Below are 24,526 nucleotides of genomic sequence, written 5' to 3' on the forward strand. Positions count from 1 at the left end.
CTTCAACATCCACGAAGGCGAGCTCTACGTCACCGACGCCGTCAGCAAGCTCGACTACACCCTGACCGGCCTGGGCGTCACCGTCGAAGGCGTGGCGCTGCCGCAGGTCAAGGGCGAGCCCATCAATCTCTGGCTGACCGTGGACAACAGCACCGACGGCGGCTGGATCCGCGCCAAGGGCCCGCTGGTGCTGCAGCCGCTGTCGCTGGAACTGGCGCTGCGCATGGGCAACGTCGCGCTGGCGCCGTTCGCGCCGGCCGTGCGCAGCCTGTCGCCGATCCAGCTGCTGGACGGCCGCCTCGGGCTGACGGCGCAGGTGCACGTGCTGGACAACAACGGCGCCATCGACGCCTCCGCCACCGGCGTGCGCGCCGAGCTGGCCCAGTTCAAGGCGCGCGACGAAACGCTGAAGCCGGCGCTCGACATCGCGCTGCAGCAGCTGGTCGTCACCGCCGACCGCCTCGCCATGGGCCCGGGCACCAGCAATTTCACGCTGGCCGCGGCCGGCATCCAGGGCGGCGGCAAGCTCGACCTGAAGGGCGCCTTCGCGCCGCAGCCGCTGACCGTCAAGACGTCGGTCGACCTGTCCGGCCTGAACGTCGCCTCGTTCGCGCCGTATTTCGCCTCCAGCCTGAACGCCACCGTGCGCGCCATCACGCTGGGCGCCAAGGGCGACGCCGACTTCGCCGCGGCCAACGGCAACGCGCCGATGAAGGCTGGCTGGAAGGGCGGCGTCGAGATCACCGACGTCGACCTGCAGGACCGCGTCAACAAGGACGACTTCCTCAATTGGAAGCGCCTGGCGTTCTCCGGCATGAACGTCGCCGTGGCGGGCGAGAAGATCGCCGCCGGCCTGGGCGACATCGCGCTCGACGACTTCTACGGCCGCATCCTGCTGAACGCCCAGGGCCGCCTGAACGTCATGGACCTGGTGGCGGCGCCCGGCCAGGCCGGCGGCTCCATCACCCAGGATACGCAGACCCCCGGCCGGCGCGCCGAACCGCCGGCGCCGGCGGCCAAGGGCGGCGGCATGCCCGACATCTCGCTCAACAGCGTCACCTTGACGCGCGGCCGCATGACCTTCACCGACCGCTTCGTCAAGCCCAACTATGTGGCCGAGCTGTCCAATATCGACGGCTCCATCACGGCGGTCTCGTCCACCAACCCGCAGCCCGCCAAGGTCAAGGTCACCGGCCGCGTCTACACCACCGCGCCCCTGTCGATCAGCGGCGTGGTGCAGCCGTTCGCCAAGTACCTGTCGCTCGACCTGAAGGCGTCGGCCAAGGGCGTGGACCTGCCGCGCTTCAACACCTACTCGGCCAAGTACGTCGGCTACCCGATCAAGCGCGGCAAGCTATCGGTCGACCTGGAATACAAGATCAAGGACCGCGCGTTGCTGGCCACCAACCACGTGGTGCTGAACCAGCTCACCTTCGGCGACAAGACCAACAGCCCCGACGCCACCAAGCTGCCGGTGCTGCTGGCCGTGGCCCTGCTGAAGGACTCGCGCGGCAACATCGACATCAACCTGCCGATCTCCGGTTCGCTCGACGACCCCGAGTTCTCGGTCGGCGGCATCGTCGTGCGGGTGCTGCTGAACCTGGTGGTCAAGGCCGTCACCTCGCCGTTCAGCCTGCTGGCGTCCGCCTTCGGCGGCGGCGAGGAACTGTCGTACGTGGAATTCGCGCCCGGCAGCGCCGCGCTCACCGAAGACACGCTGCAGCGTATCGAAACGCTGACCAAGGCCCTGGCCGACCGCCCCGCGCTCAAGATGGACCTGAGCGGCCGCGCCGATCCCAAGACCGACCTGGACGGCCTGCGCCAGGCCTGGGTCGACGCCCAGATCCGCCTGGCCAAGGCCCGCGATGTCGCGCCGCGCGGCAAGAAGCCGAACCCGGCGGGCGTCGAGGTCTCGGGCGCCGAACGCGCCAAGTACCTGGAAGAGGTCTACGACGACACCGACATCAAGGACAAGCCGCGCAATTTCATCGGCATGGCCAAGTCCGTGCCGCCAGAGCAGATGGAGGAGATGCTGCGCAGCGTGGCGCCGGTCGGCGAGGAACAGTTGCGCCAACTGGCCGACGCGCGCGCGCAGGCGGTATACGAAAAGCTGCAAGCCCAGGAAGGACTCGCGGATCGCGTGTTCATCGTTGCCCCGCAACTGGACGCCGATGGCATCAAGGACGAGGGCCTGCCCTCGCGCGTGGACTTCTCCCTGAAGTGAACCCCGGCGGTTCGCCAGGACGCGCCCGCGTCCGGCGGCCGTCCCTTGCCCGGAGATGCATGATGAAAGACCAGGACGCGCATTTCGACAGCCTGCTGCCGCCCCTCAAGCTCGACCGCCGCGGCTTCATCGCCACCACCGTCGCCGCCGGCTTCTCGCTCGCCGCCGGCCCCGCCGTCGCGCAGACCGCCATCAAGACCGACGCCAACGGCCTGACCGCCGGCAAGGTCGACATTCCCGTCGCCGACGGCAAGATGCCCGCCTACCGCGCCGCGCCGGCCGGCAGGAAGAATCTTCCCACGCTGCTGGTGGTGTCCGAGATCTTCGGCGTGCACGAATACATCCAGGACGTCTGCCGCCGCCTGGCCCACCTGGGCTACCTGGCCATCGCGCCCGAACTGTTCGCGCGCCAGGGCGACCCGTCCAAGTACACCGAGATTCCCAAGCTGCAGGCCGAGATCATCGGCAAAGTGCCCGACAAGCAGGTGCAGGCCGATCTCGACGCCACCGTCGCCTGGGCCGCCGCCAACGGCGGCAGCGACGATAAGCTCGGCATCCTGGGCTTCTGCTGGGGCGGCCGCCAGGTTTGGCTCTACGCCGCCCACAACCCCAAGCTCAAGGCCGGCGCCGCCTGGTACGGCCAACTGGCCGGCGACCCCACCGAACTCAAGCCCCGATCCGTCCTCAGCCTGGTCAACGACCTCAAGGCCCCGGTCCTTGGCGCCTACGGCGGCAAGGACGCCGGCATCCCCCAGACCGACGTCGACAAGATGCGCATCGAACTCGCCAAAGGCCCCGCCGCCGCCAAGGCCTCCCGCATCGACGTCTACCCCGAAGCCCCCCACGCCTTCCACGCCGACTACCGGCCGAGTTACCGCAAGGCCGAGGCGGAGCAGGCTTGGCAGAGGATGCTTGACTGGTTCAAGCAGAATGGGCTCGGGGCTTGAGGCGAGAAGCTCGTTCTTCGTAGGCCGCTCGGGCGGAGTGAGGGGAGAGATCTTGCGTTGCCCGCCGGGACCGGCTGCGCGGGCAGCCGGTCCCGGCATACGCTTTGGCGGTGCGTCGTGAGAGCGGCGCTGCGCGCGGGTGGAGAGGAGGGAAGGTGGCTGCAACGTCGTTGACGGGCGGCCTGCGGCTATCCGTTGGACGCCAATCCCGACACTCCAGATTCCGTTTCCAAACGCTCATGTCGCACGCACACGCGCAGCGTTCATCCTGAACTGCAAGACCCCGCGTAAGCCAAAAAAGGCCGCCCGCGCGGCCGGCTTTGGCGGGCCCCGCAAATTCCTCCGCCCCCCGTAGATGCGGCCAAGCATGCCAAGCACCCACCTCGCCCCAACAATGCGGAAACCAAGACATCCTGAGCCCGGCGGGACGGCGGCAGGCGGGGGCGGGGCGTGTAGATGCGCCCGACGGAATCCGAAGGAGTCGCCGAAGGCGAGGACGAGGATGAGGATGGGGCAGTCCGGAGCGAACGCTCCGGACCGCAATCGTGGGCGCCCGCCACCGGGTCCGCCCGCCCGAGGGGCGACCTACGAAGACCGACTCATCATCGCCAACAGCAGCCAACGCAATGCTCGAGCAATGTACAACTAACGATTAGCCGCCACAGCCTCCGCCACAGCCTCCGCCCCAGGAACCGGATTCCCCCACCCGCCGCCGATCGCCCGAATCAGATCCACCGCAGACCGCGCCTGCTCACCGCTCAACTGCACCGCCACCCGTTGCTGCAGCAGCACACTGCGATCAGCTTCGATCACGTCGAGATAGCTGATCGAGCCTTCGCGGTATTGCGTGTGCGACAGCTTCGCGGCGCGGGCCGAGGCTTCCACCGCGGCGTCCTGCGCGCGCGTCTGGTCGGACAGGATGCGCAGGTTGGCCAGGTTGTCCTCGACTTCGCGGAACGCGTTCAGCACCGTCTGGCGGTAGACCGCCACATCTTCCTCGTAGACCGCGCGGGCGCGGTCCAGGCCGGCCTGGCGGCGGCCGCCGTCGAAGATCGGCATCGACAGCGCGGCGCCGACCAGCGGGCCCAGCAGGAACGTGCGGCTCGACCATTGGAACAGGTTGCCCAGTTCCGACGACTCGTAGCCGAAGGCGCCCGTGATGTCCAGGCGCGGGAAGAACGCCGACTTGGCGGCGCCCACGCGGGCGTTGGCGGCGGCCATGGCGCGTTCGGCGGCGGCGATGTCGGGACGGCGTTCCAGCAGCGTCGACGGCAGGCCGGCCGGGATCGACAGCGCCACCTTTTCGATCGGCTTGGGCGGCATCGCGAATTCCGACGGCGCGCGGCCCAGCAGCACGGCCAGCGCGTGTTCGCCGGCGGCGCGGCGGCGGTCGATGCCCAGCGCTTCGGATTGCGCCGAGGCCAGTTCGGCCTTGGCGCGCGCCAGGTCCAGCTCGCTGATGTCGCCCGCGTCGTAGCGGCGCTGGATCAGCTGCAGGGTCTCGGTGCGCAGTTGCACCGTCTGGCGGTACAGCGCGGCTTCGGCATCCTGTTCGCGCACCAGGAAATAGGTGGTGGCGACGTCGGCCTGCAGCGCCAGCAGCACCGAGCGGTACAGCGCTTCGCTCTGCTGCGCGTCGGCGGTGGCGGCGTCGGCGGTGGAGGCGACGCGGCCGAACAGGTCGGCCTCGTACGACACCGTGCCTTGCGCGCGCCAGGTGGTCACCGGCCGCGTCGACGTGCCGTCGGGCAGGCCTTGCGATACGGCCGAGGGGCGCTGGCGATTGGGGCCGAAGGCGGCGTCCAGGCTGGGGAAGAAACCGGCGCGGGCCTCGCGTTGCAGCGCGCGCGCCTGGGTCAGGCGGGCGGCGGCGGCCTGCAGGTTCTGGTTGGCTTTGTGCGCCTCTTCCTGCAGCTGGTTCAGGCCTTCGTCGCCGAACACTTTCCACCATTCGCCGCGCAGCGCTTCCTCGGACGGCTGCGCCGGTTTCCAGGTGCCGGCTTCGGCGGCGGGCAGCGCGGCTTCCTTGTAGGCCGCCGGCGTGGCGGCCGCGGGCCGTTCGTAGGTCGGGCCCACCGCGCAGCCGGCCAGCACGAGCAGGACGGCAAGCAGGGCGGAACCGCGGATCAGTCTTTTGGTCTTCATGACGATTCTCTTGGGCGCGCGCCCCGCCGTGCGGGACGGGGCGCGCTGGCTATTTTTTTCCAGGCCGGATCAGGCGTTGTGCTGCGTGGCGGGCGGCGCGTTCGGGTCGATGTGCGGCATGCACACCGGCGCCTCGTGCGGCGCGGCCGAGTGCAATTTCTTGCCGCCCATCGAACGCAGCAGCACGTAGAACACCGGCGTCAGGAACAGGCCGAACAGGGTCACGCCGAGCATGCCGAAGAACACCGCGACACCCATGGCGTGGCGCATTTCCGAACCGGCGCCGGACGACAGCACCAGCGGCACCACACCCATGATGAAGGCGATCGACGTCATCAGGATCGGACGCAGGCGCAGGCGGCTGGCCTCGATCGCGGCTTCCAGCGGCGTGCGGCCGTTCATTTCGAGCTCGCGGGCGAATTCCACGATCAGGATCGCGTTCTTGGCCGACAGCCCCACCAGCACCATCAGGCCGATCTGGGTGAAGATGTTGTTGTCATTGCCCGTCAGATACACGCCGGTCAGCGCGGCCAGGATGCTCATCGGCACGATCAGGATCACGGCCAGCGGCAGGGTCAGGCTTTCGTACAACGCGGCCAGCACCAGGAACACCAGCAGCACGCTGATCGGGAACACCCACAGGCCGGCGTTGCCCGCCAGGATCTGCTGGTAGGTCAGGTCGGTCCATTCCAGCTTCATGCCGCGCGGCAGGGTTTCGGCGGCCACGCGCTCGGCCGCGGCCTGGGCCTGGTCGGACGAGTAGCCCGGCGCCGGTCCGCCGTTGATGTCGGCGGCGGTGTAGCCGTTGTAGCGCACCACCATTTCGGGGCCGAAGGTCTGCTTGACGGTCACCAGCGACGACAGCGGCACCATGTCGCCGGCGGCATTGCGGGTCTTGAGCTGCAGGATGTCATCGGCATGCGCGCGGTACTGCGCGTCCGCCTGTGCCCGCACCTGGAACACGCGGCCGAACCGGTTGAAGTCGTTGACGTACATCGAGCCCAGGTAGATCTGCATGGTGTCGAAGACTTCCGTCACCGGCACGCCCAGCTGCTTGGCCTTGACGCGGTCCAGGTCCACGTCCAGCTGCGGCACGTTGATCTCGTAGCTGGAGAACGCGGGGCCGAGCTCGGGCGCCTGGCGCGCCTTGGCCAGGAACGCGGACTTGGCCTTGTCCAGTTCGGCGTAGCCGGCGGCGCCGCGGTCCTCGATCTGGAACTTGAAACCGCCCAGCGTGCCCAGGCCCATCACGGGCGGGGGCGGGAACACGGCGATGAACGAGTCCTGGATGGCCGCGAACTTCTGGTTGAGCGAAGCCGCGATGGCGTTGCCCGACAGCGCGGCGCCCTTGCGCTCGTCGAAGGGTTTGAGCATCACGAACACGATGCCGGCGCTGGAACTGTTGGTGAAGCCGTTGATGGACAGGCCCGGGAAGGCGATGGCGCTCTGCACGCCAGGTTCCTTCAGGGCAATGTCGCTCATGCGGCGGATCACGGCGTCAGTGCGGTCCAGCGAGGCGCCGTTGGGCAGCTGGGTGAAGCCGATCAGGTACTGCTTGTCCTGCGCCGGCACGAAGCCGCCCGGCACCAGGTACGACACGCCGATGGTGGCGGCAACCAGCACGGCATAGACGCCCATGGCGCCGGCCTTGCGGCGGATCACGCCGGACACGCCCACGCCGTAGCTTTCCGAAGCGCGGCCGAACATGTTGTTGAACCAGTTGAAGAAGCGGCCGAACACGCGGTTCATGCCCCGGGTCAGCCAGTCGGGCTTGTCGTGGTGGCTCTTGAGCAGCAGGGCCGACAAAGCGGGCGACAGGGTCAGCGAGTTGAAGGCCGAGATCACCGTCGAGATGGCGATGGTCATGGCGAACTGCTTGTAGAACTGGCCGGTCAGGCCGGTCATGAACGCCAGCGGCACGAACACCGCGCACAGCGTCAGGGCGATGGCGATGATGGGGCCGCTCACCTCGCGCATGGCGCGATAGGTCGCGTCACGCGGGCTCAGGCCCGCGGCGATGTTGCGCTCGACGTTCTCCACCACCACGATCGCGTCGTCGACCACGATCCCGATGGCCAGCACCATCCCGAACAACGACAGGGCGTTGATGGAATAGCCGAACATCAGCAGCAGGCCGAACGTACCCACGATGGACACCGGCACCGCCAGCAGCGGGATGATGGACGCGCGCCAGGTCTGCAGGAACAGGATCACCACCAGCACCACCAGCGCGATGGCTTCCAGCAGCGTGTGCACCACGGCCTCGATACTGGAGCGCACGAACTGGGTCGGGTCGTATTCGATGCGGTATTCCACGCCCGGCGGGAAGTCCTGGGCCAGCTCGGCCATGGCGGCGCGCACCTGCGAGGACACGTCCAGCGCGTTGGCGCCCGGCGATTGCATGATGCCCATGCCCACCGCCTGCTTGTTGTCCAGCAGCGAACGCAGGCCGTATTCCTGGGCATCCAGTTCCACGCGGGCCACGTCCGACAGGTGCGTCACGGCGCCATCGGGCGAGGTCTTGAGGATGATGTCGCGGAATTCCTCTTCGGTCTGCAGGCGGCCGCGCGCATTCACGTTCAGCTGCAGCGGCACGTCGCCCAGGGTCGGGGACGCGCCGATCACGCCAGCGGCGACCTGCACGTTCTGCTCGCGGATGGCGGCGACCACTTCGGCGGCCGTCATGCCGCGCTGCGCCACCTTCTGCGGGTCGAGCCACACGCGCATCGAGTAGTTGCCCGCGCCCCACACCGTCACTTCACCCACGCCGGTGATGCGCGCCAGGCGGTCCTTGATGTTCAGGATCGCGTAGTTGCGCAGGTAGGTGATGTCGTAGCGGTCGTTGGGCGAGATCAGGTGCACCACCAGCGTCAGGGTGGGCGAGCTCTTGGTGGTCGTGACGCCCAGCCGCTGCACGTCCGGCGGCAGGCGCGGCAACGCCTGCGACACGCGGTTCTGCACCAGCTGCTGCGCCTTGTCCGGGTCCACGCCCAGCTTGAAGTTGACCGTCAGCGTCAGGTTGCCGTCGCTGTTGGCCTGCGACTGCATGTACAGCATGTTTTCCACGCCGTTGATGGATTCCTCCAGCGGCGAGGCGACGGTTTCGGCGATGACCTTGGGGTTGGCGCCCGGATACTGCGCGCGCACCACCACCGAGGGCGGCACCACTTCCGGGTATTCCGAGATCGGCAGCTGGAACATGGCCAGCAGGCCGCCCAGCAACACCAGCACGGACAACACCCCGGCGAAGATCGGCCGGTCGATGAAGAATTTCGAGATATTCATGAACGTTCTCGTTCTGCTTTGCGGTTCACCGGCGGCTTAGTTGGCGGCCGCGGTCTTGACCGGGTTGCGTTGCGCCGCGACCATGGGCACCACGGTCGGGCTCACGGCGTCGCCGGGGCGCACGCGCTGCAAGCCATTGACCACGATGCGTTCGCCGGCGGCCAGGCCGGAGTCCACGACCCGCAGGCCTTCCTGGTTGGCGCCCAGCTTCACCTGGCGGTAGTTGGCGTGATTCTTGTCGTCCAGCACCAGCACGTAGCGCTTGTCCTGGTCGGTGCCGATGGCCTTCTCGTCGATCAGCACGGCGCTGCGCGGTTCGCTGCCGCCCAGGCGGATGCGGGCGTACAGGCCCGGCAGCAGGGTGCCGTCGGCGTTGTCGAATTCGGCGCGCACGCGGATGGTGCCGGACGTGGCGTCCAGGCGGTTGTCCACCGATTGCACGAAGCCGGTGCGCGAGTAGCCATCCTCGTTGGCCAGGCCCAGTTCGACCGGCACCGAGCCAGCCTTGCCGTTGCGGGCGGGGTTCACGTACTTCAGGAAGGTCTGCTCGTCGACGTCGAACGAGGCGTACATCTTGGAGACCGACACCAGCGTGGTCAGCGGCACCGAGGCGGCGCCGGCGGCGACCACGTTGCCCACCGTGACTTCCGCGCGCGACACGCGGCCGGCGACCGGCGCTTCGATGCGGGTGTAGCCCAGGTTGAGCTTGGCATAGTCCAGCGCGGCCTGCGCGCCTTGCAGGTTGGCCGCGGCTTCACGCGCGGCGTTCTGCTTTTCCTCGAAGTCGCGACGGGCGATGGCGTTGTCGGCCAACAGGCGCTGGCCGCGGGCCAGTTCGGTGGCCGTGTACGAGGCGCGGGCCTTGGCGGCGGTCAGGGCGGCGGCGGCGCGGTCCACCTCGGCCGCGTAGGGGCGCGGGTCGATGGTGAACAGCACGTCGCCCTTCTTGACGATGCTGCCGTCCTGGAAGTGCACCGCGGTCAGAGTGCCGGACACCAGCGGGCGGATGTCCACGCGGTCGATGGCTTCCAGCCGGCCGGAGTAGCGTTGCCAATCGACGATGGTCTTGCTGACCACTTCGGCCACCTCGACAGGGGTCGCGGCGGGCGCGCCTTGCGCCTGGGCCGCGTTGGCGCCGGCGGGGGCGCGAAACAGGGCATAGCCACCGCCGGCCGCGATGACGGCCGCGAAGACGACGAGCACAGCAATACGATTACGCGAAACCATGATGTTCCTTGATGGGTGATGTCGGGGTGAAGCGCGCTTGCCGTGACCGCGACGGGGGCGGGTTGGCGGCGGGGCGGGCATCGCGGCGGGTCTGTCAGTCCTGAAACACCGATGTCATATTGCAGTGCAACATGCAACGCGGTTACGTTTCCCTGGTGGAACCCGCCTTTTTTTGGGGGACGGGTTATACCGGGATCGGAATCTGAGGATTGACAGGCCCTGGGATGGCGCCGGGCGGCACGGGCACTTCAAGATGCTTTGCATTCTGAGTGTTTTGCCGGCGCGGATAAACACGTCTATCTCGGCAACACTGTTCGGCAGATTTGTCTAATCTCGGACGAATTCGGGTTATGCTCCGTACACCCCGACCAAATTGCCCTTAAAGGACACCGTCGCCATGGACCGTTTTCAGGCTATGCAGGTGTTTGTGCGCGTCGTGGACGCCAATAGTTTCACCCGGGCGGCCGACAGCCTCTCGCTTCCGCGCACCACCGTCACCACCATCATCCAGAATCTCGAACGCCTGCTGGGCGTGCGCCTGCTCAACCGCACCACGCGTCGCATCGGCCTGACGCCCGACGGCGCCGGCTACTACCAGCACTGCGTGCGCATCCTGGCCGACGTCGAGGAAACCGAGGCCTGTTTCCAGGAAGCGGCGCTGCGCCTGAAGGGCCGGCTGCGCATCGATGTGCCGACCTGTATCGGCCGGCTGATCCTGATTCCCTCATTGTGTGATTTCCACGACAAGTACCCCGATGTCGAGCTGGTGCTGGGCATGGGCGACCGTCCCGTCGATATGGTGCAGGAGGCGGTCGACTGCGTCATCCGCGCCGGCGACCTGGAAGATTCCAGCCTGGTGGCGCGCCGCATCGGCACCCTGCAGACCGTGACCTGCGCCTCGCCGACCTACGTCGCGCGCCATGGCATGCCGCAGACCATCGAGGAACTGCGCAACCACCACGCCGTGCATTATTTCTCCAGCCGCACCGGCCGCAACTGCGCCTGGGACTTCAAGATCGACGGCAAGCACCAGGAAGTGGACATGCGCGGCACCGTGGCGGTGAACGAGGCCGGCGCCTACCTGGATTGCGGCCTGAAGGGTTTCGGCCTGATCCAGACGCCGCGCTACATGGCGCTGCCCTACCTGCAGTCGGGCGAGCTGATCGAGGTGCTGCCGCAATGGAAGCCCAGCGCCACCGCGATCTCGGTGCTGTATCCGCAAAGCCGCCAGCTGTCGCCCAAGGTGCGCGCCTTCGCCGACTGGGCGGCGGAACTGTTCGCCAGCTGCCCGCTGCTCAGCGGCCGCGACGAGACCGATCCGGCCGCCGCCAGTTGCGGCGTGTTCCAGCAGCGCCAGATCAGCCAGGCCAAGCAGATGGCCGTGGCCGGCGTGGCCGCTGCCAACGACCCCATGCCGCGCCGCCGTACCGCGCGCGAAGAGGCCGCCGAATACGCGCTGTAAGGCAGGCCGTGTCCGAGGTGGCGGGCCCGCGGGTCCGCCACGCCCGCAATTTGCCGGCAAAATCCCTGAACACCGGGAAACCCCGTAGTAAATACAGGGCTTGCGTCCCTCGTATTTCCCGAAACGTCTGTATAGTCCGACAGTCAAAGCCTCAACGCATTCACTGTCGATCCGCTCTATGCAGCCTGTACTCCCCGCTTACCTGATCGCCCGTTGGCTTTTGCTGCTCGTTTTGTTGGCGGGGGTGTATTTCCTCAGCGGCTTCCTGGTGCCGGCGCTGGCCGCGCTGATCATCGGCCTGGCCAGCTGGCCCCTGTACCAGCGGCTGGTCGCGCGCTGCGGCGGCCGCACCGCGCTGGCGGCGTCGCTGGCCCTGCTGGTGGTGATCGTGGTGCTGATCGTGCCGTTGTCGCTGGCGCTGTCGTACGCCATCAAGGAGGCCAGCACCTTCTTCGCCTGGGCCATCGCCGCCAATCGCCATGGCGTCGCGGTCCCCAACTGGATCACCTCGATGCCCGTGGTGGGCGACCGGCTCTCCGAATACTGGCAGGCCTATATCGGCCAGCCGCATGCGCTGGGCGCGCTGGTCGAGGCCGTCAGCGGCGAACACCTGGGCAATATCTACCGCATGGTGCTGGCCGCCACCGGCAACGTGTTCCAGTTGCTGCTGACGGTGCTGTTCATGCTGATCACACTGTTCTTCGTCTACAAGGACGGCATGCGCATGGTGGCGCAACTGGACGTGCTGGGCGAACGCATCCTGCCGGCGCGCTGGCAGCGTTTTTCGCGCGTGGTGCCGGCCACCATCAATTCCACCGTCACCGGCATGGGCCTGATCGCATTGGGCGAGGGCGTGGTGCTGGGCATCGCCTACTGGGTCGCCGGCGTGCCGTCGCCGGTGCTGCTGGGCGTGGTCACCGGCTTCATGGCGTTGATTCCCGGCGGCGCGCCGCTGTCGTTCACGCTGGTGTCGCTGTACCTGGTCGGTTCCGGCCATGTGGTGGCGGGCATCGCGTTGATGGTGTGGGGCAGCGTCGAACTGTTCATCGTCGACAAGACGCTGCGTCCGCGCCTGGTGGGCGGGCCGGTCAAGCTGCCGTTCCTGCCGACCTTCTTCGGCCTGGTGGGGGGCGTGAAGACCATGGGCATCGTCGGGCTGTTCGTCGGCCCGGTGCTGATGGCGCTGCTGGTGGCCGTGTGGCGCGAGTGGGTGCACCACGAGGAAGCCGAGCGTGACACCGCCCGCCTCCGGGCCGCGCCCCCGCCCGACCAGGCGCCGGCCGCCGGCCCGCGTATTTAGGTGTAATCTAGCTCTCCCCGCGCTCGCCGGCGCCTCGCCCGGCACGCGCCTGCCCTGTGCGCAGACGCTTTGCAGCTTACGCCGCGGGGTCTGAGGGGTTGGCAGGTTCATCATGTCCGCGTCGTTGCAAGAAGATGAGTTAGCGGTCCTGCGCGAGCAGGGTTTCGTGGTCGCGCGCCAGTTCGCCGACCCGGCCGAGGTGGCGGCGCTGCGCGCGCTGGCCGAGCGCCATCTGCGCGAGCACGTGGCGCCCATCGAATACGAGGCGGACCTGCGCTATCCCGGCGCGCCCGAGTCGCGCAACGCCGAAGGCGGTCTGACGGTGCGGCGCCTGCTCAGCGCTTATGGGCGCGATCCCTTGTTCGCGCAATGGGCCACCAACGCGCGCATCGGCCAATCGCTGGCGCGCTATTTCGGCGAGACGCCGGTGCTGTCCACGGTGCACCACAACTGCGTGATGACCAAGCATCCCGCCTATGGCAGCCTGACCGGCTGGCACCAGGACATCCGCTATTGGTCGTTTTCCGATACCGACCTGATGTCCTGTTGGCTGGCGTTGGGCGACGAGAACTGGGACAACGGCGGCCTGTCGTTCATTCCCGGTTCGCACGCGGCGGCGTTCAAGCCGGCGCAGTTCGACGAGCAGAAATTCTTCCGCGATGACGCGCCCGAGAACGCCGCATGGATCGCGCGCGCCGTCTGTCCCGAGCTGCGCGCCGGTGACCTGGTGTTCTTCCATTGCCGCACGCTGCACGCGGCGCAGGGCAACCGCAGCGACCGCGTCAAGCTGTCACTGGTGCATACCTACCATCCGCAGTCCTGTCATCCGGTGCCGGGCACGCGCTCGGCCAGCCAGCCGGGCGTGCCGTTGGCCGCATGACGGCGCTCGCGGCAGCGTGAGGGCTGGTCCGCCGACGCACGGTTGAGGGCAGCGCGATCGCGCGTGCCGCGCTATGTGGTAATTGGGATCTGCTATTAATAATTGAATTACAATTAAATCGCGTGCGATACGCGCGATTGCCGCCGGCAAGACGGCCCGCGCTTCCGATTCGCGCGCGCTCCTTCTTTCAAATAGGCTGCTCCCGTGCCCAAAAACAAGCCCGACGATACGGACAAGACGCAGGCGGCGACCGAGACCCGGTCTTCGCTCTTTGTAGGCTCGACCGAAAAAGCCTTCCAGGTGCTGCACGCCTTCGACGGCCCGAAACGCCACATGACGCTGGCCGACATTGCGCGTGCCTCGGGCCTGGACCGCAGCGCGACGCAACGCCTGGTCTACACGCTGGAAACGCTGGGCTATCTGCGCCGCATTCCGGACACGCGCAATTACGGACTGACGCCGAAGGTGCTGCAGTTCTCGTACAACTACGTGCGCGCCAATGAGTTGATCGACAAGGCGTCGCCCTATCTGCTGGACATCAGCCGCACGCTGGGCGAAACCACCAACCTGCAAGAACTGGACGGGCACGAGATCGTGTTCGTGGCCCGCTTCCCAGGGCATCACCTGGTCAATGTGGACATCGCCGTGGGCAGCCGCCTGCCGGCGTATTTCACCGCGTCGGGCACGGCGATCCTGTCACGCCTGTCGGACGAGCAGCGCCGTGAAATCCTGTCGCAGACCCGCCTGGAGCCGATCACGCCCTACACGGAAGTCAATCCCGACAAGCTGCTCGAACGCGCGCAGCGCGTGGCCGAAAAGGGCTACGCGATCATCGTGAACGAAACGGTGCTGGGAGATATTTCGGTGGCGGCGCCGGTGATCGATCATCGGGGATTGGCGGTGGCGGCGATCAACATTTCCGTGCCGACGACGCGATGGACCGTGGCCAGGGTCGAGGCGGAGTTGGCGCAGCACGTGCAGGTGGCGGCCACGTCCATCTCCAAGTCCAAGTTCTCGGCGTATTCGAGGTAAGGGCCGGGCGCGGTCGATCGATTGCGCCCAGTCCTTCCCGAATCGCCTGTCTCAAACGCCTTCGAACTCCGCCAGCAAGGGCTTGACCACCGACCGCAAGGACGCCTGCAGGTCGGCCCCGGGCTGCACCAGGGGATCCAGCACTTCCGGCGCATCGACGCCGATGAGATCCATCACCGACTTCATCGGTCCGGGATTGGTCTCGGCGAACGCAAGGTTCATCAGGGGGATCAGGCGACGGTGCAGCAGCATGGCGTCGCGCGTGCGGCCTTCGGCGGCCAGGTCATAGACCTTGCGCCAGGCCTTGGGCAGCAGGCTCGCCGTCACCACGATCCCGCCCTGGGCGCCGGCGGCCAGGTGAACCGGCAGCAGCGTGTCCTCGCCGCTGAACACGGCGAACGATTCGTCCACGCCGGCCACCGTGCGCAGGAAGTGGTACATGTCCGTGTTGCAGGCCTTCATGCCGATGATGTTCGGGTGGCGCGACAGTTCGTGCAGCACTTCGGGCGCGATCGCGATGCGGGTGCGGTACGGGATCTCGTAGATCATCACCGGCAGCGGCGATGCGTCGGCGTAGCGCAGGAAGTACTCGCGGATGCCGGCCTGGGTCGGGGTCGTGTAGTAGGGCGTCAGCACCATCAGCGCGTCGGCGCCCGCGTCGGCGAATTCGCGGCCGGCCTGCAGGGCGTCGTGAAAGCCCGGGTCCAGCACGCCGGGAATCACCGGCACGCGCTTGGCCACGGCGTCCACCGTCAGTTTGCACATGCGGATGCGTTCGGCCCGCGCCAAAGCCCCGTATTCACCGGTGCCGCCGAGCGGCACGATGCCGTCGATGCCCTGCTTGAGCAGGTAGGCGATCAGCGCCTGGGCCGCCGGGACGTTGATGGTGTCGTCGGCATTGACCGGGGTGGGAATCGCGGGAAACACGCCGCGCAGGTGGCTTGCATTCAACATGGAAAAATCCTGATGGAAGGGAAACGGCGCCGCGCCTCAGCCCGCCAGGCTGCGGCGGCGCAGCCGGTCGGCGAGCCAGATCAGCGCGGCGATGAAGATAAACAGGCAGGTGGACACGGCGGCGATCACCGGGGAGATCTGCAGCGTCACCTCGTCCCAGAACTGCTTGGGCAGGGTGGCGTTCAGCCCGCCCGAGGCGAACAGCGCGATCGTCAGTTCGTCGAACGAGGTCGCGAAAGCGAACAGGAACGATGACATCAGCCCCGCGCCAAGGATCGGGAAGGTCACGAAGCGCAGCGTCGACCAGGGCCCCGCGCCCAGGCTCTGCGCCGCCAGGTCCAGGCGCGTGTCGTAGTTGCGCAGCACCGCCATCATGGTGATCACCACGTACGGCACCGCCACCACCGTGTGCGCCAGGATCAGGCCGACGGTCGACCCGACCAGGCCGACGCGGGCGAAGAAATAGAACATGCCCACCGCGATGATCATGCGCGGCACCACGATGGGCGACAGCACGAAGGCCAGCATGGCGGACTTGCCGCGCATGTCGGCGCGCACCAGCAGGAAGGCGGCCGGCGTGCCGATCAGCATGGCCAGCAGGCCGGTGCCCACGCCCACGACCAGCGAGCGCGTGATGGCCTGCATCCACACCGGCGACGTGAACATCTGCTCGTACCATTGCAACGAAAAGCCCTTGGGCGGCCAGGTCAGGCCGGACCCCGAATCGAACGACAGCGGGATCATCAGGAAGGCGGGCGCGGACAGGAAGGCCAGCACCGCCAGCACGATCCACCACAGGGTGCGCGATTGGCCGGTGCCTGACACCGAACGGCGCAGGCGCGTGGGCAGCAGCGAGAACAGGCGGTCGGACAGCGCGGCCAGCAGGTCCAGCAGGGCCTCGCCCGCGCGGCGCGCCAGGCCGGGCTTGGCCGAGGCGCGGGGGCGCGACGCGCCGGCGCCGGTCATGGTCGACAGGCCCAGTATGCGGTCGTACAGCGCGAACACGGCCAGCACCACCACCAGCAGCAGCACCGACACCGCGCCGGCGAATTCCCAGTTCATGGTCTGCTGCACCTGGTCGATGATGATCTGGGTGATCATCGTCTCCTTGCGGCCGCCCAGCAGCGCCGGGGTGATGAAAAAGCCGATGGCGGTGACGAACACCATGATGGCCGCGGCGGCCACGCCGGGCATGGACAGCGGGAAGTAGATCTTCCAGAACGCGGTGCCCGGGCGCGCGCCCAGGGTGGAGGCGGCGCGTGGCAGGTTGCGGTCGATGTTCTCCATGACCGACAGCATCGTCAGCACCGCCAGCGGCATCAGCGCATGCACCATGCCGACCAGCACGCTGCCGAAGTTGTAGAGCAGGTTGGCCGGCGCATCCAGGATGCCCAGCGCCTGCAGCATCTGGTTGACCACGCCGTTGCGGCCCAGCAGCACGACCCACGCGAAGGTGCGCACCAGGAAGCTGGTCCAGAACGACAGCAACACCCAGAACAGCAGCGACGTCTTGCGCCGGGCCGACAGGCTCGAGATCAGGTAGGCGACCGGGTAGCCGGCCACCACGGCAAAGAAGGTCGTCCAGAGCGAGATCTTCAGCGTGATGAGCAGCACGTTGACGTACACCGACGACTCGAACAACCGGTGGTATTGCGTCAGCGAGAAACCCTGGTCGCCGTAGAAGCTCAGCAGCAGCAACTGGCCGACCGGATAGATCAGCAGCACCAGCAGCAGGATCACCAGCGGCGCGGCCATGAGGAAATGGCGGCGGCCCTGGCTCATGCGCTTGCGGGGAGGGGCAAGGGGGCTCATGCGGTCACTCCGCGATGGCGACCGCGTCGGCGGCCTGCCAGGTCACCGACAGCGGCTGGCCGATGGCGTACTGCTCGGCCTGGCGGCGCGTGGGGTAGGCGACCACGAGCGGGGCGCTGTCGGGCGCGCCCGAATCGAGATAGAGCTTGGTCAGGCTGCCGGTCACCATCACGTCGAGCAGCTTGCCGGTCAGGGCCCGGCCATGGGCCTCGGCGGGGCCTGCCTGCAGATTCTGCGGACGCAGCATCAGCGTGACCTTCTGGCCGACCTTGACCGTGGCGCCATTGGAAAGTGCCTGGCCGCTGACGCCCTGGTGCGCCAGCCTGACGGTCAGCGTGGCGCCGTCGACGGCCGTGACCTCGCCCTGCAGCAGGTTGGATTCGCCCAGGAAGTCCGCCACGAACAGGGTGCGCGGGCGGAAGTACAGGTCGGCTGGCGTGCCCAGTTGCTCGATCGCGCCGCCGTTCATCAGGCAGATGCGGTCGGACATGGTCATGGCCTCTTCCTGGTCATGCGTCACGTAGACGATGGTGGTGCCCAGTTCGCGATGGATGCGCTTGATCTCCAGCTGCATCTGGTCGCGCAGCTTCTTGTCCAGCGCGCCCAGGGGCTCGTCCATCAGGATGATCGCGGGGCGGTAGACCATGCAGCGCGCCAGCGCGATGCGCTGCTGCTGGCCGCCGGACAGTTCGCGCGGCAGGCGCGCGCCGACCTGCGGCAGCCGCACCATGTCCAGCGCTTCCTGCGCGCGCCGCTTCGCCTCGGCCGCCGGCACCTTGCGCATCTTCAGGGGAAAGGCGATGTTCTCCAGGATGGTCATGTGCGGGAACAGCGCATAGTTCTGGAACACCATGCCGATGTCCCGCTCGTACGGCGCGCCGTGGGTGACGTCGTTGCCGTCGATCAGCACGCGGCCTTCGTCGGGCCTGGCCAGGCCCGCGATCAGGCTCAGCAGCGTGGTCTTGCCGGAGCCGGACGGGCCCAGCAGGGTCAGGAATTCGCCGCGGGCGACATCCAGGTGCGTGGGCGCCAGGGCGACGAAATCGCCATAGCGTTTGCCCAGGCCCGAGATTTGCAGATTGGAAGAAGACATGGCGTTCGGCGTATGCAGAGAATTACTTCAAGACCCAACCGTTGAAGCGCTCGAGCACGTCGCGCTGCTTGTCCAGCCAGTAGGCGGCGTTGATGTGCAGGCCGGTCTTGATGTTGTCGGGGTGGGTGGGGCAATTGCGCGCCACGTCGGCCTTGATGTGGTCGAACGCGGCGGGTTGGGTCACGCCGGCGGCGAAGAACTCGACCAGCGCGGCCTGGCGCTTGGGGTCCGAGGCGAACTTGATGAATTCGCGGCAGGCGTCGGCGTTGGGCGTGCCCTTCAGGATCGACCAGTTGTCGCAGCCCCAGATGTTCTGGTCCCACACGATCTGCACGGGCGCGCCGTTGGCGATGGCCGATTGCGCGCGCGAGACCCAGGTGGCGATCATGTCGACTTCGCCGGAGCCCAGCATCTGCTCGACCTGCGCGCCGGTGTTCCACCACACGTCGACGGACGGCTTGATCTTGTCCAGGCTGGCCAGGGCGCGGTCGATGTCGCAGGGATAGACCTTGTCGGTCGGCACGCCGTCGGCCATCAGCGCTTCCTCGATGGTGTCGAACGGGTGCTTGCGCAGGCCGCGCCGGCCGGGGATGTTCTTGACGTCCCAGAAGTCCGCCCATGACGCCGGGGCGCGGCGGCCCTTGAAGGCGTCGGTGCGGTAGGCCAGCACGGTGGTGTAGACGTTGTTGCCTACGCCATAGGGCGACATGTATTGCTTGGGAATGGTGGCCACGACCGGGTCGGATTCCAGGCCGTGCTTTTCCAGGTAGACCTTGCCGCCTTCGGTGAGCATCAGGATGGCGGGCTGGCTGATCTTGGCCATGTCCCAGGTGTAGTTGCCGGTGTCCACCATGCTGCGGATCTGCGCGGTGGGCTCGGCGTTGGCCTGCACGCCCACCACCTGGATGCCGGTGGCGTCCGTGAACGGCTTGTAGAACACCGCGCCATAGGCCTTGCTGTAGATGCCGCCGTCGTCGCGCACGACGATGCGCTTGGAAGCCGCGCGCGACGGCGTCCAGATCATCGGCATGGCCAGGGCGGCGACGCCAGCGGCGGCGGTCTTGAGCGCGCTGCGGCGCGAGGCGTTGTAGGAGGTGGATTTCATGGAAGGGCTCCAGCGGGACGGCGGACGGGAAGGGCGGCTTCAGGGCAGCAAGCGACCGGGATTGAAGAGAGCGGCGGGGTCGAAGCTGGCTTTCAGCGTGCGCATCATGGCCAGTTCGACCGGTGACTTGTAGTGCGCCATTTCGGCCAGCGACGTGCGGCCCACGCCATGCTCGGCGCTGAAGGTGCCCCCCAGCGCATCGGCCACGTCGTTGACGGCGCGGCGAATGGCGGCCGCCATGGCGTCGCGCTCGGGCAGCGCGTTCCAGGCGTCGAACGTGAAGAAGGGAATGAAGTGCACGTTGCCGTCGCCCAGGTGGGCCACGATCAGGATGGGCAGGTCCGGCACCAGGCGGCGCACGGCCTCGGTGGCGGCGGCGATGAAGCGCGGCACGCTCGAGACCGGCACGGCGCTGTCGGTGGTCAGGCCCACGCCGGCCTTCTTGTTGCCTTCCGAGACGCTATGGCGCACTTCCCAGAGCGCGGCGCGCTGGCTGTCGTTGCTGGCCACCACGGCATCTCGCAGCAATCCCAGTTCGAAGGCTTGTTCCAGGATCTGTTGCAGGACCTCCTGCAGCTCCGCGCCGCTGCCAGTGTCCGACAGCTCCACCAGCACATGCCAGGGGTGCGCGCCGGGCAGTGGATTCTTGCGGCCGGGCACATGGGTCATGACGATGTCCAGCTGATTGCTGTCGATCATTTCGAAGGCTGACAGGCGCGAGCCGCATTGCTGCTGGAACAGGCCCAGGATGTCGAGCGCAGCCTGCGGATCGGTGGGCGCCAGCCAGGCGATGGCGTGGCGATTGGGCAGGGGGTGCAGCTTCAGCACGGCCGCGGTCACGATGCCCAAGGTGCCTTCGGCGCCGATGAACAAGTGCTTCAGGTCGAAACCCGTATTGTTCTTGCGCAAGGCGGTCAGGCCGTTCCAGATCGATCCGTCGGGCAGCACGACCTCCAGGCCCAGGATGTTGTCGCGCGTATTGCCGTAGCGCAGCACGCCGGTGCCGCCCGCGTTGGTGGCGATGGTGCCGCCGATCTGGCACGAACCTTCCGCGCCCAGGCTGATGGGGTACAGGCGGCCTTGTTCCGCCGCGGCCTGCTGCACCGTGGCCAGCACGCAGCCGGCTTCGACTTCCATCGAATTGTTGGCCGGGTCCACGCGGCGGATCTGGCGCAGGCGCGACAGGTTGACGATAACGGGCGGGGGGCCGGCCTCGTCCGGCACCGCGCCGCCGCACAGGCTGGTGTTGCCGCCTTGCGGCAATACGGGGGTGGCGTAGTCGTTGCACAGGCGCACGATGTCGGCGACTTGCCGGGTCGACCCCGGCAGGGCCACGCACAGCGCCGCGCCTTTGTAGCGGCCGCGCCAGTCTTCGGTGTAGCCGGCCATGTCGGCGTCGGAGCGCAGGACTGCGCTATCGCCCAGCGCCTGGATAAGCGCATCGAGCAGGGGGGTACCTATGGTCATGTCTGTCGTCCCGTAGGGATCGGAAAGGTCGAGAACCGATCACGTTGAGACACAGCATACGATTACTTAAATTGCTTTTCGATTTAAATAATCGTATATCAATTGAATTTAGGGTATGTCCTAAGCGGGAAGGCCGGAATGGCTCACGCTAAAACAATCGAAATACAATTGATGTGTTTGTTATGTAATTTAATTGAAATCCAGCCAACAAGGAAGAGACATGCTGCCCAGCGTGATGGATTACCGGGCGCAGGCGCGCAGGCGGCTGCCCCGGTTGGCCTTCGATTATCTGGAAGGAGGGGCCGAGGACGGGATCTCGCTGCGCCATAACGTGGCCGCCTTTGGCGAGCTGGAATTCGTGCCGCAAGTGCTGGCGGACGTCACCGACTGCCACCTGGAAAGCACCGTGCTGGGCGCGGCCGCGGCCATGCCCGCCATTGTCGGGCCGACGGGCCTGAACGGGCTGTTCTGGCCCGATGCGGACGTGCACCTGGCGCGCGCCGCGCATCGAGCCGGCCTGCCGTTCGTGCTGTCCACCGCATCGACCTCGCTGCTGGAAGACGTGCGCGCGGCCAGCGCCGGCGAGTTGTGGTTGCAGCTATACGTGCAACGCGACCGCCGCATCGCCGAACACCTGATGGACCGCGCATGGCACAGCGGCTACACGGTGCTGTTCCTGACGGTCGACGTGCCGGTGCATGGCAACCGCGACCACGACAAGCGCAACGGCTTCCAGCTGCCGCTGCGCCCTTCCGGCCGCCTGCTGCTCGACCTCGCGGCCCATCCGGGCTGGTGCTGGCGCATGTTGCGCGGCGGCGGTCCGCAGCTGAAGAACCTGGCTGTCAGTTCCAACGCGCGCGAGGACATCACCGAGCAGGCGTCCGCCCTGAGCCGGCAGATGGATATGGCCCTGACCTGGGACGACATCGATTGGCTGCGCCGCCAGTGGCCCGGCCGCCTTGTCATCAAGGGCATCCAGACGCTGGCCGATGCGCGCAGGGCGCAGGCCAGCGGCGTGGATGGCATCGTGCTGTCCAACCATGGCGGCAGGCAGCTGGAATGCGCACCCTGCCCGCTGGAAGTCCTGCCGGCTGTCGCGGCCGAACTGGGGCAGTCGCTCGAGGTGCTGGTAGATGGCGGGGTGCGGCGCGGCAGCGATATCGCCAAGGCGGTGGCGCTGGGCGCGCGTGGGGTGCTGCTGGGCCGCGCGCCGCTGTACGGGCTGGCGGGACGGGGGCCGCGCGGCGCGGGCGAGGTGCTGGCGATCCTGCGGACCGAACTGGAGAACACATTGCGGCTGCTCGGGCGTAATCGCATCGGCGCGCTCGACGCCGCGGCGGTGCGCAGGCGCCGGGCCATTTTCGATTGACACAGGGAACCAGACATCATGCGTGAAAGAATCGTCTTCATCGGCGGCGGAAACATGGCCAGCGCCATCATCGACGGATTGTTGGCCCGGGGCCGCGAGCGGGCGGATTTCCTGGTGGCCGAACCTTTTGAACCTGCCCGCGCCAGCCTGCTGGCGCGCGGCCTGGCGTGCCAGGCAAGCGCCGGCCCCGAGATCGCCGACGCGGCGCTGTGCGTACTGGCGACCAAGCCCCAAGCGCTGCATGACGCCTGCGGGCAAGTGCGGGCGCATCTGTCAGCGCCGGCCACGGTGGTCAGCATCGCGGCGGGCGTGAGTCTCGCGTCGCTGTCGCAATGGCTGGGCGGCCATGCGCGCATCGTGCGGGCAATGCCCAATACGCCGGCCAAGGTCGGGCTGGGCATGACGGGCCTGTACGCCACCGCCAGTTGCGGCGCGGCGCAACGCGCGCAGGTGGATGCGCTGTTCGCCGCGGTGGGCGAATGCATCTGGGTCGATACCGAGGCCATGCTTGACGCCGTCACCGCCGTGACCGGCAGCGGTCCGGGCTACGTGTTCCATTTCATGGCGGCGCTGGAACAAGCGGCGCGGGAGCTCGGCTTCGGCGCGGTCGATGCGCGCCGCCTGTCGGTGGCGGCGTTTCGCGGCGCCGCGGAACTGGCGGCGGGCGACGACGCGGCGTTGATCGAGCTGCAGGAACGGGTGACCTCCAAGGGCGGCACCACCTACGCCGCGCTGACGCATCTGCGCGAGGCGGGCGTGGCCCGAGCCATTGCCGAGGCGGCGCTGAAGGCCGCGCAACGCGCGCGCGAATTGTCGGCGGGCTAGTGTGCTGTGCCGGGTCAACGCCGCCGCCCCAGCCACCACAGCAGCAATACCGACGTGGCGATTGCCGCCACGTTGAATTGCATGGCGCTGGCGAACGCGCGCGCATAGCGTTCGCCGTCCGCGGCATCGGCGTACGCATCAAGCGCGCCGCTGAACAGCATGCCGGCGGCGGACACGCCCAGCGCCGCGCCCACCTGTTGCAATGTGGCCACCACGCCCGCGGCCATGCCCGCGTGGCGGTCCTGCACCAGGCCCAGCGCGAGATTGACCAGTGGCGTATTGACCGCGCCTTGCGCCGCGCCCAACCAGACCAGCGCCGGCACCAGCGACCACGGCGCGAGCGCGGCGCCGGCCGACCCGACCTGCAGCATCAGGGCGGCCGTGGCGCCGCCGTACAGCAATGCGGCCAGCATGATGGCGCGCGTGCCGAAGCGCGCCACCAGCCGCGGCGCCGCCATCGAGCCGGCCACGAAGCCGACGCTGGCCGGCGCGAACACCGTGCCCGCCGTCAGCGCGTCCACGCCCAGGCCGGTCTGCAACAGCAGGGCGTAGCACAGGAACAGGGCGCTGGCGGTGGAGAACACCAGCGTCACCAGCAGGCAACCCGCGGCGAAACGCGGCTGCGCCAGCAACGCCATGTCGACCAGCGGCGCGCGGCCGGCGGCGCCAGCGCGGCGCTGCGTCCACACGAACAGCGCCAGCAACGCGATCGCCGCCCCGCCGCAGGCCAGGGTCCAGGCCGGCCAGTGGCGCGCAGGCCCTTCGACCAGCGCCAACAGCAGCAGGCCAAGCCCCGCTCCGACCAGCGCCGCGCCGCCCCAGTCCATCGGCGCGCCCGCGGCGTCGCGCGACTCAGGAATATGGCGGGCCAGCCGCCACGCGAGCATGCCGACCGGCACGTTCACCAGGAAGATCGTGCGCCATGCCAGGCCGAACAGGTCGGCATGCACGATCCAGCCGCCCAGCACCTGGCCGGCGATGGCCGCCAACCCCAATGTCATGCCGAGCAGGCCGAAGGCGCGGCGTCGCGCGTGGCCGTCGTAGCTGACGCGGATCAGCGCGTAGACCTGCGGGAACAGCGTGGCCGCGGCCACGCCCTGCAGCACGCGCGCGCCGATCAGCGTGTTGGCGTCGGGCGCCAGTCCGCACAGCGCCGAGGCCAGCGCGAAGCCGGCCATGCCCAGCATGAACAGGCGGCGGCGCCCATGGCGGTCGCCCAGCCGGCTGCCGGCGATCAACAGCACGCCGTAGGCCAGCTCGTACGCGACGATGATGAAATTGATCTGCGCGAAGCTGGCCGACAGCGTGGTCTGCATGCTGGGTATCGCGACGTTGACCACGAACAGGTCGAAGATCGTGATGAAGCCGCCGGACAGCAGCACCGCCAGGCCAAGGGGGC

General features: G+C 67.9%; 17 protein-coding genes. 8 read left to right on the forward strand and 9 right to left on the reverse strand.

From position 1 onward, the window contains the following. On the forward strand, positions 1-2,224 hold a 2,224-nt coding region (locus DK459_RS21250), incomplete at its 5' end, for a DUF748 domain-containing protein (protein WP_146221923.1). A 62-nt stretch (positions 2,225-2,286) separates the two neighbouring features. Beyond that, positions 2,287-3,171, forward strand: a complete 885-nt coding sequence (locus DK459_RS21255; RefSeq protein ID WP_035182580.1) for a dienelactone hydrolase family protein — start codon at positions 2,287-2,289, stop codon at positions 3,169-3,171. A 645-nt stretch (positions 3,172-3,816) separates the two neighbouring features. Here DK459_RS21255 and DK459_RS21260 read toward each other — a convergent pair. From DK459_RS21260 to DK459_RS21270, 3 genes are all read right to left on the reverse strand, one after another. After that, on the reverse strand, positions 3,817-5,316 hold the full coding sequence (locus DK459_RS21260) for an efflux transporter outer membrane subunit (RefSeq protein WP_110135043.1): 1,500 nt from the start codon (positions 5,314-5,316) through the stop codon (positions 3,817-3,819). Between the two features lie 69 nt (positions 5,317-5,385). Continuing rightward, positions 5,386-8,601: an efflux RND transporter permease subunit gene (locus DK459_RS21265; protein ID WP_006386237.1), complete on the reverse strand. Its 3,216-nt coding sequence runs from the start codon at positions 8,599-8,601 to the stop codon at positions 5,386-5,388. 36 nt (positions 8,602-8,637) lie between these two features. Continuing rightward, positions 8,638-9,828, reverse strand: a complete 1,191-nt coding sequence (locus DK459_RS21270; protein ID WP_006386238.1) for an efflux RND transporter periplasmic adaptor subunit — start codon at positions 9,826-9,828, stop codon at positions 8,638-8,640. A 397-nt stretch (positions 9,829-10,225) separates the two neighbouring features. Between DK459_RS21270 and DK459_RS21275 the strand changes: the two genes are divergently transcribed. The 4 genes from DK459_RS21275 to DK459_RS21290 all read left to right on the forward strand — a co-directional run bounded on the left by DK459_RS21275 (position 10,226) and on the right by DK459_RS21290 (position 14,502). Next, entirely contained in the window at positions 10,226-11,290 is a 1,065-nt protein-coding gene (locus tag DK459_RS21275; RefSeq protein ID WP_020926131.1) for a LysR family transcriptional regulator, read from the forward strand. A gap of 178 nt (positions 11,291-11,468) precedes the next feature. Then, entirely contained in the window at positions 11,469-12,590 is a 1,122-nt protein-coding gene (locus tag DK459_RS21280; RefSeq protein ID WP_104413556.1) for an AI-2E family transporter, read from the forward strand. A gap of 112 nt (positions 12,591-12,702) precedes the next feature. Continuing rightward, entirely contained in the window at positions 12,703-13,470 is a 768-nt protein-coding gene (locus tag DK459_RS21285) for a phytanoyl-CoA dioxygenase family protein (RefSeq protein ID WP_006386241.1), read from the forward strand. A gap of 204 nt (positions 13,471-13,674) precedes the next feature. Then, positions 13,675-14,502, forward strand: coding sequence for an IclR family transcriptional regulator (locus tag DK459_RS21290; protein WP_006386242.1), 828 nt, complete (start codon positions 13,675-13,677; stop codon positions 14,500-14,502). Between the two features lie 51 nt (positions 14,503-14,553). Here the strand turns inward: DK459_RS21290 and dapA are convergent, their stop codons facing one another. From dapA to DK459_RS21315, 5 genes are read right to left on the reverse strand one after another with little or no spacing between them, the layout of a single operon-like run. Beyond that, positions 14,554-15,456, reverse strand: a complete 903-nt coding sequence (gene dapA, locus DK459_RS21295) for a 4-hydroxy-tetrahydrodipicolinate synthase (protein WP_047991993.1) — start codon at positions 15,454-15,456, stop codon at positions 14,554-14,556. Positions 15,457-15,492: 36 nt separating this feature from the next. Continuing rightward, positions 15,493-17,268, reverse strand: coding sequence for an ABC transporter permease subunit (locus DK459_RS21300; protein WP_110135044.1), 1,776 nt, complete (start codon positions 17,266-17,268; stop codon positions 15,493-15,495). Between the two features lie 4 nt (positions 17,269-17,272). Then, entirely contained in the window at positions 17,273-18,361 is a 1,089-nt protein-coding gene (locus DK459_RS21305; RefSeq protein ID WP_024070550.1) for an ABC transporter ATP-binding protein, read from the reverse strand. A gap of 22 nt (positions 18,362-18,383) precedes the next feature. After that, entirely contained in the window at positions 18,384-19,466 is a 1,083-nt protein-coding gene (locus DK459_RS21310; protein ID WP_006386246.1) for an ABC transporter substrate-binding protein, read from the reverse strand. A gap of 39 nt (positions 19,467-19,505) precedes the next feature. Then, positions 19,506-20,933 carry an FAD-binding oxidoreductase gene (locus DK459_RS21315; RefSeq protein WP_049054099.1) on the reverse strand — a complete coding sequence of 476 codons (1,428 nt, stop codon included), beginning with the start codon at positions 20,931-20,933 and terminating at the stop codon, positions 19,506-19,508. Positions 20,934-21,153: 220 nt separating this feature from the next. Here DK459_RS21315 and DK459_RS21320 point away from each other — a divergent pair, with 220 nt between their 5' ends. Next, the gene (locus tag DK459_RS21320; RefSeq protein ID WP_006386248.1) at positions 21,154-22,302 is read left to right on the forward strand and encodes an alpha-hydroxy acid oxidase; all 1,149 of its coding nucleotides are present in this window, start codon (positions 21,154-21,156) and stop codon (positions 22,300-22,302) included. Between the two features lie 18 nt (positions 22,303-22,320). Beyond that, complete coding sequence (gene proC, locus DK459_RS21325; RefSeq protein WP_053497369.1) at positions 22,321-23,127, forward strand: pyrroline-5-carboxylate reductase; 807 nt, start codon at positions 22,321-22,323, stop codon at positions 23,125-23,127. Positions 23,128-23,141: 14 nt separating this feature from the next. Here the strand turns inward: proC and DK459_RS21330 are convergent. Next, a partial coding sequence (locus tag DK459_RS21330) for an MFS transporter (RefSeq protein WP_110135250.1) occupies positions 23,142-24,526 on the reverse strand: 1,385 nt, incomplete at its 5' end.

Source organism: Achromobacter sp. RW408, assembly GCF_003184165.1.
GTDB lineage: Bacteria > Pseudomonadota > Gammaproteobacteria > Burkholderiales > Burkholderiaceae_B > Achromobacter > Achromobacter xylosoxidans.

Excerpts from the sequence above, each read along its gene's own strand:
- DK459_RS21270 (WP_006386238.1), bottom strand. The coding sequence starts at position 9,828 with ATGGTTTCGCGTAATCGTATTGCTGTGCTCGTCGTCTTCGCGGCCGTC.
- DK459_RS21315 (WP_049054099.1), bottom strand. The coding sequence starts at position 20,933 with ATGACCATAGGTACCCCCCTGCTCGATGCGCTTATCCAGGCGCTGGGC.
- DK459_RS21265 (WP_006386237.1), bottom strand. The coding sequence starts at position 8,601 with ATGAATATCTCGAAATTCTTCATCGACCGGCCGATCTTCGCCGGGGTG.
- dapA (WP_047991993.1), bottom strand. The coding sequence starts at position 15,456 with ATGTTGAATGCAAGCCACCTGCGCGGCGTGTTTCCCGCGATTCCCACC.
- proC (WP_053497369.1), top strand. The coding sequence starts at position 22,321 with ATGCGTGAAAGAATCGTCTTCATCGGCGGCGGAAACATGGCCAGCGCC.
- DK459_RS21280 (WP_104413556.1), top strand. The coding sequence starts at position 11,469 with ATGCAGCCTGTACTCCCCGCTTACCTGATCGCCCGTTGGCTTTTGCTG.
- DK459_RS21260 (WP_110135043.1), bottom strand. The coding sequence starts at position 5,316 with ATGAAGACCAAAAGACTGATCCGCGGTTCCGCCCTGCTTGCCGTCCTG.
- DK459_RS21255 (WP_035182580.1), top strand. The coding sequence starts at position 2,287 with ATGAAAGACCAGGACGCGCATTTCGACAGCCTGCTGCCGCCCCTCAAG.
- DK459_RS21275 (WP_020926131.1), top strand. The coding sequence starts at position 10,226 with ATGGACCGTTTTCAGGCTATGCAGGTGTTTGTGCGCGTCGTGGACGCC.
- DK459_RS21285 (WP_006386241.1), top strand. The coding sequence starts at position 12,703 with ATGTCCGCGTCGTTGCAAGAAGATGAGTTAGCGGTCCTGCGCGAGCAG.
- DK459_RS21320 (WP_006386248.1), top strand. The coding sequence starts at position 21,154 with ATGCTGCCCAGCGTGATGGATTACCGGGCGCAGGCGCGCAGGCGGCTG.
- DK459_RS21310 (WP_006386246.1), bottom strand. The coding sequence starts at position 19,466 with ATGAAATCCACCTCCTACAACGCCTCGCGCCGCAGCGCGCTCAAGACC.
- DK459_RS21300 (WP_110135044.1), bottom strand. The coding sequence starts at position 17,268 with ATGAGCCCCCTTGCCCCTCCCCGCAAGCGCATGAGCCAGGGCCGCCGC.
- DK459_RS21305 (WP_024070550.1), bottom strand. The coding sequence starts at position 18,361 with ATGTCTTCTTCCAATCTGCAAATCTCGGGCCTGGGCAAACGCTATGGC.